The organism is Affinundibacterium seohonense (assembly GCF_014284305.1).
Lineage (GTDB): Bacteria > Pseudomonadota > Gammaproteobacteria > Burkholderiales > Burkholderiaceae_D > Undibacterium > Undibacterium seohonense.
On sequence record NZ_JACOFW010000020.1, the window covers coordinates 1 to 17015 of the forward strand.

General features: G+C 45.7%; 10 protein-coding genes and 1 riboswitch. Of the genes, 8 read left to right on the forward strand and 2 right to left on the reverse strand.

Going from position 1 to position 17015, the window contains the following annotated elements:
* Positions 1-423: 423 nt before the first annotated feature.
* Positions 424-3687 (forward strand): amidohydrolase family protein, encoded by a 3264-nt coding sequence (locus H8K52_RS15560; protein WP_186923830.1) that lies wholly within the window; start codon positions 424-426, stop codon positions 3685-3687.
* 67 nt (positions 3688-3754) lie between these two features.
* Here the strand turns inward: H8K52_RS15560 and aptA are convergent, their stop codons facing one another.
* Positions 3755-5071, reverse strand: coding sequence for an omega-aminotransferase AptA (gene aptA / locus H8K52_RS15565; RefSeq protein WP_186923831.1), 1317 nt, complete (start codon positions 5069-5071; stop codon positions 3755-3757).
* A gap of 316 nt (positions 5072-5387) precedes the next feature.
* Between aptA and thrC the strand changes: the two genes are divergently transcribed.
* Positions 5388-6860: a threonine synthase gene (thrC, locus tag H8K52_RS15570; RefSeq protein ID WP_186923832.1), complete on the forward strand. Its 1473-nt coding sequence runs from the start codon at positions 5388-5390 to the stop codon at positions 6858-6860.
* Between the two features lie 63 nt (positions 6861-6923).
* On the opposite strand, the gene H8K52_RS15575 is transcribed toward thrC, so the two are convergent.
* Positions 6924-9296 carry an ATP-binding protein gene (locus tag H8K52_RS15575; protein ID WP_186923833.1) on the reverse strand — a complete coding sequence of 791 codons (2373 nt, stop codon included), beginning with the start codon at positions 9294-9296 and terminating at the stop codon, positions 6924-6926.
* A gap of 356 nt (positions 9297-9652) precedes the next feature.
* Between H8K52_RS15575 and H8K52_RS15580 the strand changes: the two genes are divergently transcribed.
* The 6 genes from H8K52_RS15580 to H8K52_RS15605 all read left to right on the forward strand — a co-directional run bounded on the left by H8K52_RS15580 (position 9653) and on the right by H8K52_RS15605 (position 17006).
* Positions 9653-10519: an ABC transporter ATP-binding protein gene (locus H8K52_RS15580; protein ID WP_186923834.1), complete on the forward strand. Its 867-nt coding sequence runs from the start codon at positions 9653-9655 to the stop codon at positions 10517-10519.
* Positions 10519-12189: a hypothetical protein gene (locus H8K52_RS15585; protein WP_186923835.1), complete on the forward strand. Its 1671-nt coding sequence runs from the start codon at positions 10519-10521 to the stop codon at positions 12187-12189. The genes H8K52_RS15580 and H8K52_RS15585 overlap by 1 nt, the downstream gene beginning before the upstream one ends.
* Positions 12190-12348: 159 nt before the next feature.
* Positions 12349-12711, forward strand: coding sequence for a PilZ domain-containing protein (locus H8K52_RS15590; RefSeq protein ID WP_186923836.1), 363 nt, complete (start codon positions 12349-12351; stop codon positions 12709-12711).
* Positions 12712-12848: 137 nt separating this feature from the next.
* Positions 12849-13069: riboswitch (cobalamin riboswitch) on the forward strand.
* Positions 13070-13310: 241 nt separating this feature from the next.
* Positions 13311-15155 (forward strand): TonB-dependent receptor domain-containing protein, encoded by a 1845-nt coding sequence (locus H8K52_RS15595; RefSeq protein WP_186923837.1) that lies wholly within the window; start codon positions 13311-13313, stop codon positions 15153-15155.
* Between the two features lie 88 nt (positions 15156-15243).
* The gene (locus tag H8K52_RS15600) at positions 15244-16224 is read left to right on the forward strand and encodes a FecCD family ABC transporter permease (protein WP_186923905.1); all 981 of its coding nucleotides are present in this window, start codon (positions 15244-15246) and stop codon (positions 16222-16224) included.
* A complete protein-coding gene (locus H8K52_RS15605; protein ID WP_186923838.1) occupies positions 16224-17006 on the forward strand; it encodes an ABC transporter ATP-binding protein in 783 nt (260 codons plus the stop codon). The genes H8K52_RS15600 and H8K52_RS15605 overlap by 1 nt, the downstream gene beginning before the upstream one ends.
* The last annotated feature ends 9 nt before the right edge of the window (positions 17007-17015 follow it).

Sequence of the window (17015 nt, forward strand, 5' to 3'; positions counted from 1 at the left end):
ACCGTGAAACGACTTTGCGCCGATGATAGTGCTGCAACCAGTGTGAAAGTAGGTCATCGTCAGGCTTTTATTCCGCATAGCCCCGTATTCTTCGCAGAATACGGGGCTTTTGCTATTCAACATCCCCTTTGTTCCTGTTTCCTGACGTACTGACACAATCTCACATTCAACTTTTTTAGCCTAATCGTTGATTGCGAGCTTATTGAGCCTTCTCAGGTGACAATTTTTCTTTTTGCCCTTTTTCATTTCGCTTGCTTATTTTATTTTCTGAGTTGGATTTAGCTCTCAAAAAAATGAACAATATTTGAACCAAGTAGTTCCTGAATTTGTCCAAATTCTTTTATTCGGATTGCTGCAGTTGAGTGCATATTACGAGTAAATTCCTGCAGCTCTATAATGTTAATAATTTAATTGGGAGATTTTATGCGAAGTATCAACCGGAATATCATCCTCGCAACATTGATGATGTGTTCCTCAATCGTGAGTGCAGCTGACGCACCTAAGAAAAAATGGGATGTGAATGCGGCACCTGGTGAGGGTAAGGTAATTAATCTCGATACGAAATCAGGTACTTGGATGACGGTAGATGTGAGCCCAGATGGCAAGCAAATTGTCTTTGATATGTTGGGCGATCTGTATGTCATGCCGATAGCTGGCGGAGAAGCCAAAGCATTGACGCATACTATGGCGTGGGAGATGCAGGCACGTTTCTCTCCAGATGGTAAACAGATTGCCTACATGTCAGATGCGGGTGGTGGCGATAATATCTGGGTCATGAATGTGGATGGTAGTAATCCCCGTGCCGTGACCAAAGAAGATTTCCGTTTGTTGAATAATCCCGTTTGGCATCCGAATGGGCAATTTATTGCGGCACGTAAGCATTATTCTGGAACACGTTCCTTAGGATCGGGTGAGATTTGGATGTATCACGCTAGTGGGGGTTCTGGTGTCCAAATTAACGAGAAGCCGAATTGGCAGAAGGATTTAGGCGAGCCAGCATTTTCTCCCGACGGTAGATACGTTTATTATTCTCAAGACACGACTGGTGGCACGGCATTTGAATACAATAAAAATTCAAATGCACAAATCTATCAAATTTTTAGAAAAGATCTTCAGGACGGTAAAACGATTGCCTTCGTAAGTGGGGCTGGTGGAGCGGTACGACCAACACCGTCACCTGATGGTAAATATTTGGCCTTCGTTCGCCGCGTGCGTAATCAATCAACGTTGTTTTTGAAAGACTTAAAGAGTGGTGAGGAGTTTCCAGTTTGGGGTCAACTTGAGCGCGATATGCAAGAGGCTTGGGCCATTCATGGCGTCTATCCTTCATTCTCTTGGATGCCCGACGCAAAGCAAATAGTTGTATGGGCGCAGGGGAAAATTTGGCGGGTGGATCCGTTCGCAAAGTCAGCGAAGGAAATCCCTTTCCACGTACAAGATACTCGCGAAATCCGGCCGGCAGTGCGTTTTAATACTCCAGTCGGTACCGATCAATTTGATGTGAAACAGTTACGTTGGGTGAATGTTTCAGCAAAGGGTGATAAGGTTCTCTATTCCGCTCTTGGACACTTATATGTTCGTGATTTACCGCATGGCACACCACGTAGACTGACAAAGCAGACGGATCACTTTGAGTATTTTCCACAATTTTCTCGCGATGGACAGACTGTCGTTTTCACGACTTGGAACGATGAAAAATTAGGTTCCGTTCGTGCATTAGATTTGCGTACAGGGCAGGAGACAATTCTCACTAAAGAGCCGGGAAAATACACGGAAGTCACCATGTCGCCAGATGGCAAACAAGTGGTGTTTATTAAGGCCCGCGGCGGCTATTTGACTTCGCCTTGGCATGGCTTGGAAACGGGTGTTTTTGTTGTCAACACCGATGGTAAATCCAGTCCACGTAAACTCGCTGACGATGGCAGTGCGCCACAATTTTCTAACGATAACCAGGCAGTTTATTTGACGCGTACAAAGTACACCGGTGAAGTGGATTGGTCGACTTCTTTATTCCGAGTGAAGTTAGATAAATCCGAAGATGTGGCTGTCGCTAAAGGCGATTTTGTTTCCGCATTTTCGGTATCGCCTGATGGTAAGTGGCTGGCATTCAATGAGCGCTTCCATGCCTATGTCATGCCGATGCCGTTGGCAGGTAAGGCCTTAACTGTCGGTGCAAAAGCGGATGCACTACCTGTGAAGCAATTAGACGTCAATGCTGGTGATTATCTGCATTGGTCCGGTGATAGTAGCAAGATTCATTTTTCACTTGGGGATGAGTTATTCACGACACCATTGACGGCCGCATTTAGTTTTATTGATGGTGCAGCGAAAGAGTTACCGAAACCAGCCGAGTCTGGTGTAAAAATTGGCTTTCGTGAAACTAGTGATAAACCTTCGGGAGTTACGGTGATTTCTGGTGCGAGAATCATTACTATGAAAGCGGATGAAGTCATTGAAAACGCCAGAATCGTGATCAAAGATAACCGCATTATTGAAATCGGTAAAGCTGACGATATTCGCATTCCGGCTGGTGCCAAATTAATCGACGCGAATGGTAAAACCATTATTCCAGGCTTGGTTGATGTGCATTGGCATGGCGGGATGGGCGAGGGCGAAATTATTCCACAGCAAAGCTGGGTGGACTACGCATCGTTGGCATTTGGCGTGACCACTATTCATGATCCATCGAATGACACGTCTGAGATTTTCACCCATAGTGAGATGCAAAAAGCTGGGAAAGTTGTGGCTCCACGTATCTATTCTACTGGTACGATTTTGTACGGTGCTAAGGCTAACATGAGTGCTGTTGTAAATAGCCTAGATGATGCATTGACACACTTGAAACGCTTAAAAGCAGCGGGAGCGATCTCGGTTAAAAGCTATAACCAGCCACGTCGTGAACAGCGTCAACAAATTCTGGAGGCGGCACGTCAGACTGGCATGATGGTTGTGCCTGAAGGTGGTTCTTTGTTCCAGCATAATATGACAATGGTGATCGATGGTCATACCGGCGTCGAACATTCAATTCCGGTCGCCAATGCTTATGACGACGTGAAACAATTGTGGTCGCAAACGCAAGTCGGTTATACACCAACCTTGATTGTTGGCTACGGTGGTTTGGATGGAGAGCACTACTGGTACGCCCGAACTGATGTATGGAAGCATCCTATCTTGTCACGTTATGTGCCACGCTCAGTGCTGGAGTCACGTAGTGTTCGACGTGAAACAGCGCCAGAAGAAGACTTTAACGTTTTTAAAGTGGCTAAGACCGCGACTGAGTTACAACGGGCAGGTGTGCCAGTTAATATGGGCGCACATGGCCAACGTGAAGGCTTGGGGGCTCATTGGGAAATGTGGACTTTGGCTGGCGGCGGTATGACCTCCTTAGAAGCGATTCGCGCCGCGACTTTGAATGGTGCTCGTTATCTTGGCATGGAAAAAGATATAGGCTCTTTAGAGGTCGGCAAACTAGCAGATATGGTCATCCTCAACGGCGACATTTTGAAGGATATTCGCCAGTCAGATCAGATCGCTCAAGTCATGATTAATGGAAGACTTTATGACATTAATACGATGAATGAAGTCGGAGCAGGAAATAAGCCTAGAAAGGCTTTCTTCTTCGAAGGTAAAAATGCAGGCAACGTACCCGTCAATGTGGAAACACATGGTGAAGGACACGGGCACTAAACCACAATATGCAAGGATGTGCTTATCAATTTATCGATGGCATTTCCTTGCGGTCTTTTATGAATGCTTAGCTTAGAGCTTGTTCGCGTATCGCTTCCGCTATTTTTGAAAATAAGCGATCGATTTGTTCCTTATTGATAATCAGCGGCGGCGACAATGCGATGATGTCGCCTGTAGTTCGTATCAAAACATCTTTTTCCCAAAAACATTTCTCAAAAATATCGTAGGCGCGCGTGTTTGTTTTGCCAGTTTGGGGTTCCAACTCGATGCCACAAACCAAGCCCAAATTACGGATGTCTTTGATGTTTGGCAGACCTCGTAAGCTGTGGGCAGCCTGCTCAAAGTAGGCTGACATGTCTGCAGCGGCTTGAAAGATGCCTTCTTCTTTAAACACATCTAAGGTCGCGATTGCTGCGGCACAAGCGAGCGGGTGGGCCGAATAAGTATAACCGTGAAAAAATTCGATCTGGTCCTGCGGTGCAGCATGCATAAACGTGTCATAAATTTCGGTGCTGGCGATCACTGCTCCCATCGGAACTGCCGCGTTGGTTAAGCCTTTCGCGCAAACGATCATGTCGGGCTTTACCCCGAAATAGTCAGCGCCAAAAGCACTACCAAGGCGACCAAAGCCGGTGATCACTTCATCAAAAATCAATAAAATTCCATGCTTATTGCAAATCTCCCTGAGTTTTTGCAGATAGCCTTGTGGTGGCAGAATCACACCTGTCGACCCTTGAATGGGCTCGACAATGACGGCTGCAACGGTGCTTGCATCATGTAGCGCTAATAGTCTTTGTTCCAATACGTCGGCGAGTTCAACACCATATTCCGGCAGACCTTTGCTGTAAGCATTTTTGGCAATGTTCAAAGGATGAGGCAAATGATCGACACCAGACAAAGCCGGGCCAAATTGTTTGCGATTGCCGGCAATACCACCGACAGAAATACCACCAAAGCCGACGCCATGATAAGCGCGCTCACGCCCGATCAGGCGAAAACGCCCAGCATCACCGCGCAGCTTGTGATAGGCAAGGGCGATTTTTAGCGCCGTATCTACGCCTTCAGAGCCGTCATTGCAAAAGAAAACGCGATCTAGTCCGGATGGCGCCATACTGGCGAGTTTGCTAGCCGCTTCAAATGCCAATGGATGTCCCATTTGAAAAGTCGGTGCGAAATCCATCGTCGCTGCTTGCTTTTGAATGGCTTCCACAATCTTAGGGTGATTATGACCAGCATTTACACACCAGAGACCTGCTGTGCCATCAAGTATCTCGCGACCGTCTGTACTTTGGTAATACATACCTTTGGCGCGTTCTAACATACGTGGCTTGATTTTGAATTGACGATTGGCAGTGAAGGGCATCCAGAAATGTTCAGTTTGCATAATTAAACTCACAGAAGACTAGGTTAGCTTGGCAGCGATGTTGGAGCACAATCATACAATAGATGTTGAAGGTGAATAACGCATCGAGCAAGGAGTTTTCGGATGCAAATTTGATCGAGATCTTGAATCTGGTATCAAGTCAGCTAACTATTTTTAGAACTTTGATTACTTTAAGTTGAACCGATGTAAAGGGTATTTCCATCGAATATTCGTCATTTCTTTCAAGAAAATTCAGTCTTGAACGAATTTTTTGCTGCATTGCAAGATATAATTAAGAGAAAATCCGACTTCACTTACTTATCTTCATTTTCTCATTATGCAATACCTGTCCACCCGTGGTTACGCAGCAACTTCCGATTCTTCCGTTTCTTTTTCCGAAATTTTATTGGGTGGCTTGGCACCTGATGGCGGCTTGTTTTTGCCTAAAACATATCCGCAGGTGACTCCAGAGGAGCTAAATCGTTGGCGTGATTTGAGCTACGCCGATTTAGCATTTGAAGTGTTAAGAAAATTTGCTACCGATATTCCTGATGCTGATTTACAAGACATAACGCGTAAAACTTATACGGCCGAAGTGTATAAAAACGCGCGTAGTGATGAATCTGCACAGGCGATTACGCCACTGCGTATTTTGAAAGAATCTGGGACGCATAAATTGGTTTTACAAGCACTATCGAATGGTCCTACTTTAGCCTTTAAAGATATGGCAATGCAATTGTTGGGCAACTTGTTTGAATATGCGCTAACAAAAAAACAGGCTGAGTTAAATATTTTTGGAGCGACTTCAGGTGATACGGGCAGTGCTGCAGAATATGCAATGCGCGGTAAAAAAGGTATTCGTGTGTTTATGCTTTCACCGCATAAAAAAATGAGCGCATTTCAAACTGCGCAAATGTTTAGTCTGCAAGACCCGAATATTTTTAATATTGCTGTTGATGGAGTCTTTGATGATTGCCAAGACATGGTGAAAGCCGTGTCGAACGATTTAGCATTTAAAACGCAGCAAAAAATTGGCACCGTGAATTCCATTAATTGGGCGCGCGTGGTGGCACAAGTTGTGTACTATTTTCGAGGCTATTTGTCAGCTACGAGCAGCAATGATCAGCAAGTATCCTTCACAGTACCCTCCGGTAATTTTGGCAACATCTGCGCGGGCCATATCGCCCGTATGATGGGGCTGCCGATAGCACAATTAGTGGTCGCAACGAATGAGAATGATGTGCTTGATGAATTCTTCCGCACAGGTGTTTATCGTGTGCGTAAGTCGGCTGAGACTTATCACACGACTAGTCCTTCCATGGATATTTCTAAGGCTTCGAACTTTGAACGTTTCATCTACGATTTATTGGATGGCGATACCGCACGAGTAAAAGCCTTATTTAAGAAAGTGGAAACCGAAGGAGGTTTTGATTTATCAGGTGCAGTTGGCAGTGACGGTGACGAGTTCAAGAAAATCGCGCACTTTGGATTTACTTCTGGTAAATCAGTGCATGCAGATCGCCTGCAAACGATTCGACAAGTGGAAAAAGAATTTGGCATCACAGTCGATACGCATACCGCCGATGGCATCAAGGTAGCACTTGAGCATTTACGTGAGAATGTGACCATGATCGTGTTGGAAACCGCCTTGCCAGCGAAGTTTAATGAAACAATACAAGAGGCACTAGGTCGCGATGCAGCACGTCCCGCAGGATTTGAGAATATCGAGGCGTTGCCACAGCGTTTTACTGTGATGGACACCGATATCGCAGCGATGAAGTCCTTTATTGCTACGCATACTGGTTTGTAGCTTACTGGCGATAAATTCGATCCGTTGAGTGAAAATGCGTAGGCTTGATGGATCGAATTTTTGTTAGATAATATCTTTAGATGGTGCTAGCGGTAGGGTGAAATGGAAGCTGGAGCCTTTGCCCTCGACCGATGTAAACCCGATTTTTCCATCCATCCTTTCGACCATCTCTTTGCAAATCGACAGACCTAATCCCGTGCCGCCTTTTTTGCGGGTACTGCTGCCGTCAACCTGAGAGAATTTTTTGAACAGGCGATCTTGATGTTGCCGTGGTATGCCTTCACCTTGATCTTTGATGGTAATCCGAACTTGACTTGGCTCGCGTTCGACGACGATATGGACAATCGTATTAGGAGAGGAAAATTTCGCAGCATTGGAGAGTAAGTTAGACATAATTTGTAGGACTCGTTGCATATCAGCGAGTATCAAATAGTCGATATCTAGCTTAGTGAATTCAAACTTCACTTGGTATTGTTTGGCAAAGTCTAGATTGTTCTCGATACTTTGCGAAATTACCGCATTGATCGAAAGCGTTTCAATGTGGAACTCCATTTTTCCGGCAGCCAATTTGTCCATATCGAGAATGTCGTTAATGATCAGCGCGAGTTGTTCTCCATTTTGCAGAGCGATACGAATCATTCTGGCTAAGGAATCTGGCAAGCTACCGAAAATGCCACCTTCAATGAGTTTTAACGAGCCAATAATCGAGGTCAAAGGCGTTCTCAATTCATGACTGACTATTGAGACGAATTCACTCTGCATCATTTCTAAGCGCTTGCGCTCAGTGATGTCGCGGAATACCACGATGAGTTCTATGTCGGATTTCTGTTGAACGTGCGAAATGCTAAACTCAATATGAATCGCATTGCCGTGATAGTCGGTAATGACGCTTTCGCGTTGCAAAATATTTGTACCGGTTTCGCTATGCTCGAAGTCTTCGGTACGTATGTTTTGGATAAACCTTGCAATTTCACTGCTTAAACTAAGTGGATTGTCACCACACAATCGCGTCAGAAAATTCGTGGTGGTTAGCATTGACTCTGGAAATTTCAATATGTCTAATGCCGCGGCATTGATAGAATGAATGTCACCGTCGAAACTGGTACTGACAATTCCTTCCGCAACATTGTTGAGAATCGCTTGGGTATATTCGGCGCTGGCTTGCAGTTCTGATTCGGCGGCGACCCGTCGGCTTATGTCGATTACTTGAAAGATCCAATAGGTCTTCTCCAATTTTTCGTATTCAATCAGAGCTAGGCTCAATAGGCATACAACTTTCCTGCCATCTCGATGGCGCAGTCCTAACTCAAACTGTAGGCAACTTTCGCCACGTTGTTCCCATTGATTTAACAACAGAGGCATGGCTAATTGATCCGATAATGTGCTCAGTGGCTGTTGTAAAAGTTCAAACTCTTCATAACCTAAAATGCTACACAGCATAGGATTTGCACTGATCCATTGACCATCTTCAGCAACTAAAGCCATGCCTTGTGGCGCCGTATTGAAGGCACTCATAAAACGCTGTTGACTTTCATTGAGAGCGAAGTAGGCACGAGTCTGTCGACGGTAAGATTGGAATGTTCTGGCAATCAAAAATCCCAACAGAAATGCGATAGACCAGCCAGCAAGACGTTGAACGAGTGTGTAGAAATTAAATTCGTCAGGTTTGTTTGAAATGGTCAACAGTTGAATATCTCGACCCGAAATATTCACTTTTAACTGATTGGCATGGTGTCGGTCTATTTCAAGATTACCGTAAATTGGCTTCGTATGTTTTGCTTGCTCAAGATCGACAATAGCAAAGTCTAACTGTAATTCCTTGGCTCTTTGCGAGGCTTGGGCAAACACCTGATCGGCATTGAGTATGGTACTAACGAGCCCCCAGTAAGAGCCATTGTTGAGAAAAACTGGTACACGATACGCCAAGCCTAGTCCACCTTGCTTAAGTTCGAAAGGGCCGGCTAACGCAGCGTTTTGACTGCGAATGATCTTTTCAATTGCTGGCCATTGCTGTGGATTGTCCGGATAGTAAATTCCTAGTGCGGACTCGTTACCTTCACTCGGCACAATCGTTTGAATCCGATTGCCTGGAGCGATACTGATATTGCGTATGCTTGCTTCATTTGATTGCAGATCCGTTAGCCATGGTTCCATATCCTTGACTCGATATTCGCCATTCTTTGTCTTAATAAAAGAAACCAGCCCCGATGCTAAATGAATGGTGGCATTAAGTTCTGATTCAATCATGGCGCGGATTTCGCCAGCGTTACTGATGATTTTTTGTCGGGCGATACTGTCCTGACGGCTGCGTTCTTCAAATAAGATAAGTTCCGTGGCAAAACCTGTCCCAATAAACACAATCGCTGGCAGCAAGCGACCCAACAGCCGACGCCCGGGCGATTCATGCTCTAAGAAACGAAGTGAAGGCAAGTTCATTGAGAATCGTAAAAAATCAATTTCTTTGATTCAAACACATTCGAGTTTTTATGTCTTGATTTTGCGTTATTTGTTTGTGAAATGTTGTATGAGGCACGAAGCTCGACTTCACCCTAGCAAATACTTGTAGCATTTTGCCTATTATCGGTCATCGTATCGACAATTTTCAATGTGAAGCTTGGCGACTTGGTGACAATTTTTTTGCAGGCTATTCCCTGGTTTGGGCAGTTTGTCTCAATTTGAAAAATGTTCAGGCTTGATTGTTTTACTCTATATCCATCGTAGTCCTCGTACCGCAATGAGTCCCTTCTTTTGCGACACGCGTGACAAGGCTAACTCATACTGGGAGATGGATCATGTTGGAAATACGTCATGTCGTAAAACAATTTGGTAAAAATGTGACCGCAGTTGACGACGTTAGCTTACATCTGACGCGTGGTGTGTTGGGATTGATAGGGCACAATGGCGCTGGTAAAACAACCTTGATGCAAATGATTGCGACCCTCACCAAACCGACCAGTGGTGAAATTATTTTTCAAGGTGTCGATATTGTTAAATCCCCTGACGCGATTCGTACCAGACTGGGATTTTTGCCGCAAGATTTCGGTGTTTATCCAAATTTAAGTGCGCTCGAATTTATGCAATATTTCGCCGCGCTCAAGGGGGTACGTGATCCGGAACGCATACGCTATTTACTGGAACTGGTAAATTTGACTGAACATGCGCAGCGTTCAGCAGCGGCTTTCTCTGGTGGTATGCGTCGTCGTCTCGGAATTGCTCAGGCCTTATTAAATGATCCCGACATCTTGGTGGTTGATGAGCCAACTGCAGGTTTAGATCCGGAAGAGCGCTTGCGTTTTCGAAATTTATTAAGTGAATTGGGAGCTAATAAATTAGTGATTATGTCTACTCACATTGTGTCTGACGTTGAGAGTGTTGCCAGTGAATTGGCGATCATGCGCAATGGAAAACTGATCGGTTTTGATACGCCAGAAAACCTGATCAACCGAGCTTATGGACAGATCTGGACGGTGAAGCTAGCGAATGCCGACGTCGAGGCGATGCGTCAACGCGTTCAAGTTTTACACACTCAGCGCCAAGGCGAATTGGTGTTATTCAGAATCGCTCACGCAACACAACCTCATGCAGACGCCGAACTTGTGCAGCCTAACTTAGAGGATGCATTGATGGCGCAACGTTACTCATTACAAGAGGTGGCATGATGCGCGGGTCACCACTCTCCAGCAAATCAGCTGTCATGCCAGGCATTAAGGCAAATGCGTCAGCAGTCACCTTTCCCATGCAGGTTAATCGTCCGGGCATACTGCAGACACTGCATTTGTTGCAAGTGCTAGCGATGAACGAAGTTAGATTGCGCATGCGCAGACTCAGCACCTTGGTCGCCGTGATGGCGATGATCGCGATTAGCTGGGCCATGATCGTCGATCCAAAAACCGGATCGAGTTTGATGGTGATTCAGCAAGCGCGCGTGTTGTACACCAGTTCGGCTTTGGCGATGGGAAGCGCGAGTATGCTGAGTTTTTTGTTGGCCTTGATTGGTTTCTTCTTGGTGCGTGGCAGGATAGTCGAAGATATTCGCAGTGGGATTGGCTGTGTAATCGCTGCCACACCGGTCAGCAATAGTTTGTTTCTATTTAGTCGCTGGCTTGGTGGTGTAATTTATATGTTGGCATTAATCATGGTGGCGATGTGTTCCATTATGGTGTTACATGCCATGCGAGGTGATGGGCCGATTCAAGTCTTGGTCTACTTACAGACCTATTTATTAGTCTTGGGGCCGATGATCGTTTTCGCTGTCAGTGCTGCGATTTTATTTGATAGTGTTCCACTCTTAATGGGTAAAGCTGGCGACTTCATTTATTTCATCTCTTGGATGTTCCAGCTATCGATTATTGCGAAGATAGAAGAAATGAGTGCTGGCTCTTTGTCACCCTGGTTGTTAATGGATTTTAGTGGCTTGGTGAGTACGATTGTGGTTTTGAAAACGCATTTCTTAACCAATCACTTTTCACTTGGTTCCAGTACCTTTGATCCATTAGTTGTGCCGATTGCTTTGCCCGTCAACTTGTGGTCTTGGCAAATGTTCATATTGCGTCTTTCTGCAGCTGGATTAGCCTTAACACTTTTATTGCCAGCCGTCCTATTGTTACATCGCTTTTCACCAGATAGAGTAAAGCAGTCACATGCTAGAAAACGTCGCTCACCTCTGGAAATATTGAACAACTGGACCCGCCCATTAGCTAAACATGTACAACCTCTTTTTATGTGGGCGGCACGTTCGTCGAATTTTATGGGACAAGTGATTGCCGATATTGCACTGACTTTAGTGAATGCACCGTTCGCTATTATCGCTTTAGTTGTGTTGACGGGGCTTGCTGCAGTATGCAATCTCAAAGCAATACCAGGATTGACTGTGTTTGCCGTGGCATTTTGGGGCGTCTTAATTAGTGATAACAGTACGCGTGATTTTCAAGCCGCGATTGAAGGCATGACTGGTGCTGTAAGAGGTGGTGCTGTACGTCGCTATTGTAGGCAATTGCTAGCGACAATCGTTCTAGGTCTGCTTTTTACTGGCGTGATTATTTTTCGCTTAAGTTTTGTAACTCCCTTGTTTGCTTTGGCTCTGTTGGTTGGCATCATTAGTATTGCGGCTTTGGCCAACAGTTTGGGAAAACTGACCAATACGCCAAAAACATTTATGTCGCTGTATTTGTTCACCGTGTATATCTCAACCCAAGCAGATAAAGCGGTCATGCTGGATATTTTTGGGTTTAATCAGGTCACAACACTAGCGAATGTCATGATGCAATCGGAAATTGCGCTTACTGCGATTGTCCTTGGCTACATTTATACCCGTTGGAAAGCAGCTTAAGCAAAGTTCTTTACCCACCTTGGATGGAAATGTGTGCTGCGATCGCAAGAGCTTTACTAAAGTGTCGTAAAATATTGTCTCAGATTAATATTTAAACAATGACAGAACACACTTTAGTGTTTTTCTCCGTGATTTGTAGCCCATTGAAACCCCACCAACATGATAGAACTGCGTAGAAGCCCAAGAATTAATGTGACCTGGCGCGGCATGATTAAGCTCGCTGAAGGTCATATTTTGCCGATACGCGCCATTAACGTGTCCGCCACGGGCGTATTAATCTTAAGCCCACAAGCCTTGATGATCGATAAAGAGTTTCAATGTATGCTGGAAATCCCCCATATTGGACAAGGTAGCACGGAACTTTATAAGGTCCCCTGCAAAATCGCCATCCTGCATTCAATTTTGAGTGGTGATGCTTTCCGCATTGGCGTGCGTTTTGTTGAAATTGCTGAATTGCATCGAGATTTACTGAATGCCTGGGTATCGCTAGCCAGTAAGCTTGATCCTCCAAAAAATGCCTAATATCTCCCTTGTATTCACAAGCAATATTTGATCTGGAATGATCTTTAATGGTTTGTTTTGCCCGAGTTTGACAGCGTTGTCGATTTTTTGTATCGGCGGAAATAGCAGACCATCCTTGTCCAACTACCCGTTAAAGGCTAAAATGCCGCTGTTTTGGTGCTCGCTGACATAATCATGTCGGCGGTTAAACGGGAAACACAATGCGATTTCGCATGCGTGTGCTGCCCCCGCAACGGTGTACAAACGCTTGGTTTTTTCGCCAAGCCAGCCATCCTTCGTAACCACTGTGCTTCGTGCATGGGAAGGTGTGATGGTGATGTTTGTCAGCCCGGATACCGGCCAAGATAAGTGAAGTATGAGGAACGGGGATGTTCTGTAATGATTCTTCTTGCGCTGGTTTTTTTAAAAAAACTATCTCATCGAACGAGTAATTTCAGTCATTAAGAGCAAACAACAGCAAGCTTGTCGTAAAGCTGCTGCTTTCTTCTATCCAAATCATACTTTGTATTCAAGCACACAACGGGGATCTCGGTGGCTTGCGACTTGCTATGACGTTCAATAATTTGTGTTGAACCGATAGCGCATCAAGTGATTTTATTATGATTCAACAATGTAAACCTCTCAGTCTAGGTCTGGCGATTGCCGCCTGTTTTTCAACTCCTACATTCGCACAAACTGACAATACCCAAGAACAAGTCATTATTACTGCGGCACGGCAAGCGCAAGTCGCTAAAGATGTGTTGGCGGATAATGTGGTGATCACCGCAGAACAAATTCAAAGAGCTGGTGCGACTAGTATTGTCGATTTATTGCAGCAACAACGCGGCATCGAGATTTCACGCACTGGCGGCGCTGGTTCAGTGTCTTCTGTCTTTATCCGTGGGGCGGCAAATGCACAGAGCGTGGTGTTTGTCGATGGTGTTCGTATCGGTTCATCAACGACGGGTGGCGCGACTTGGAGCAGTATTCCACTATCGCAAATCGAAAGAATAGAAATCGTGTATGGCCCACTGTCTAGTTTGTATGGCGCTGATGCCATGGGTGGCGTGATTCAGTTATTTACCAAAAAATCTGGCCCGCAATCTCGTACTAGCTTGAATTTTGGACTGGGTAGTAACAATCTGCGAAAGTTTGAAGCGGGTGTTTTTGGCTCGTCTGCCAATGATTTTCAATATAGTTTGAACACGGCCAAAGAAAGCACCGATGGCTTTTCGGCCTCCAAACCAGCTTCGGGTCCATTTACGTACAACGCCGACAAAGATGGCTACACGCAAAAAAGTTTTAATGGTAATTTGTCTTGGAAATTGAACCCAGATTTGACGGTGGGTGTGAATTTTGTGCAGAGTACGTTGGATGTTGATTTTGATGCTGGCGCTACTCAGAGAGATTTTGGCGTGCAAAAGTTCGATAATGTCGCTACGTTTGTTCGAGGAAAATTAGCCCAAAATTGGAATTCTAGTTTGCAATTTTCACGCAACACCGACCGCGTGTTTACCGATGCTTCCTACGGCAAGAGCAATGCAGACACCATGCAACGTGGCTGGACTTGGCAAAATGATGTGAGCTTCGGTAAAGATGTCTTGCAATTTGTGGCAGAAAAACGTGAAGAAGATGTGCGTACGACGACAGCGGCTCTCAACGGTAAACGTGATACGCAGTCATATGCGTTAGCGTACGTCATGAAACAAGATGCGCATTTAGCGAGCCTGAGTGCGCGCATGGATGATAGCTCTCAGTACGGTAGACACAATACTGGCAGTATCGCTTACGGTTATAAGTTAAGCGATGCATTGCGCGTGAATGCCAGCTATGGAACCAGCTTCCGTGCCCCGACTTTTAATGAATTGTATTACCCATATTATGGTATTCCTTCGAATAAACCAGAGCTTGGAAAAAACACTGAAGTTGGTGTGTTTTACGATGACAGCAGTTTGCAACTAAGTGCGGTTTACTATCAAAATAAAATTACAGATTTATTGGTGTACGCAGAAAAGAAAGATTGCCCGACTGGGTTCAATTTTGGCTGTGCAGCTAACATTAATAAGGGCACACTGTCAGGCTTGACCATGGGTGTGTCGACTCGACTCGGCGCATGGAATCTGCGTACTACGATGGATATCCAAGATCCAACTGACGACACCACCGGAAAACGCTTGGCACGTCGCGCGCAACGCCATGCTAGCTTTGGCGTGGATTACCGCAGCAATGACTTGACCGTCGGTATCGAAAGTGTCGTATCAGGTGATCGCTTTGACGATGCTGCGAATAAAAATCGTTTAGGCGGCTATGGCATCGTTAATCTAGTGACGACTTATAAGATCGCTAGCGATTGGTCTTTGTTAGCACGTTGGAATAATGTGGCAAACAAAGATTATGAATTAGCGAGAAATTATCGTACGCCAGGTTCGAACTTTTATCTTGGTCTGAGTTACGGCTATCGATAGTATCTAAAGTCACTTAGCAACAACGACGTTGTTCAATCAAGGAAACCGTATCGTGTTCATTAACTCGCCAAAACGTGCTGCTACTCTCATGCTGGGAATGAGTGTGCTTGGCTTGGTGAGTTTGTTATTTGCCTGTCTAATCGGTTCGGTTTCTTTGTCTTTGAGTGAGTTACAACAGGCACTAATTGATCTCTTTCAAGGACAGACGTCTACGCTTGCCAGTAGTGTCTTGGACTTGCGACTGTCGCGGGCTTTGTCTGGCTTCGTCACTGGTGCGACCTTGGCTTTATCTGGCGTTTTGATGCAAGCATTATTACGCAATCCTTTGGCTGATCCCTATGTACTGGGTTTGTCAGGTGGCGCCTCGGTCGGCGCTTTAGCGACTATTCTCTTTTTTGGTGCTGGCGTCATGGTCGATGTCGCTGCCTTTGGTGGCTCTATCTCCGTGGCGGCTTTACTCTTCATGCTGGCGTATCGCGATCTCCGTGGTTCGGGTAGCTCAGAGGGTAGTGCGCCTCTATTGCTATTGACTGGCGTGATTGTGGCCGCAGGTTGTGGTGCTGTCGTAACCTTGCTATTGTCGATTGCGCCCGATAGTAGTCTGCGCGGTATGGTGTTTTGGATGATAGGGGATCTTTCCAATACGCAGCCACGATATCTTTCGTGGATCATACTGTTGATCGTACTTGGCGTGATGATGAAGAATGCGCGCGCTATCAATATCGCGGCGATGCATGCGGACAATGCTAGTACCTTAGGAATTAACATCGGGCGCTTGCGCCAAATGCTGTTTGTGTGCGCAGCTTTATTGACTGCAAGTGCAGTTAGTGCCGCAGGGAGTATCGGCTTTGTCGGCCTCATTATCCCGCATGCGTGTCGTTTTGCTTTAGGACCTGACCATCGCTTATTAATTCCCGTTGCCAGTCTTGCAGGCGGGAGTTTTTTGGTGATCGCTGACGCTTTGGCTCGCACCGTGGTGGCGCCGCAGCAGTTGCCAGTAGGTGTTATCACCGCCATCATCGGTGTGCCAGTATTTCTGATGCAATTACATCAGTTGCGGAGAAATTGATGACTGCATCTACCTTATTGTCGACGCAAAACCTACATTTAAAAGCGGGTAGCAGAACGCTTTTAAGTGATTTACAGTGGGAGGTTCAGGCGGGTGAATGCTGGTGCATTATCGGTCGTAATGGCGCGGGTAAAAGCACTCTATTACGCAGCTTGGCTCGCTTGCGTGAATGTGAGTCGGGTTCAATTCAATTGCATGGCAAAGATATTCATGCTTGGAGCTTGGAAGATTTAGCCAAAGAACGTGCCTATCTTTCTCAATCACGCGTCGATGCTTTCGCATATCGCGTGATTGAGACCGTACTGAGTGCGCGTCATCCGTATCACGACACCCATTATTGGGAATCTGCGCAAGATCATGAGATTGCGATGCGTGCATTACGTTTGTTAGACGTCGAAGAATTTGCCCAGCGTGACGTACGCAGTTTGTCTGGCGGTGAACGGCAACGCGTCGCGATTGCGGCGTTGTTAGCACAAGATGCGGCCTTATTATTGTTGGATGAGCCAGCGAATGCCCTCGATTTGAGTCATCAAGTCAGTGTCATGCAGATTTTGGCGCGTGAGTGTGTCGAGAACAATAAGGCCGTGGTCATGGTTAGCCATGATTTGAATTTGTCGTACGGCATTGCGACCCACGCGCTTTTGATGATGCCTGATGGTTCTTATCTCTGTGGTGAGAAAGAACAGGTGATGAATGTCGCCAACCTGAGCTTGTGTTTAGCCCATCCTATCGAACGTTTTGTGCATGGCGAACAAGTGCTGTTTTTACCTCGCGCAAAATAAATCAACGAC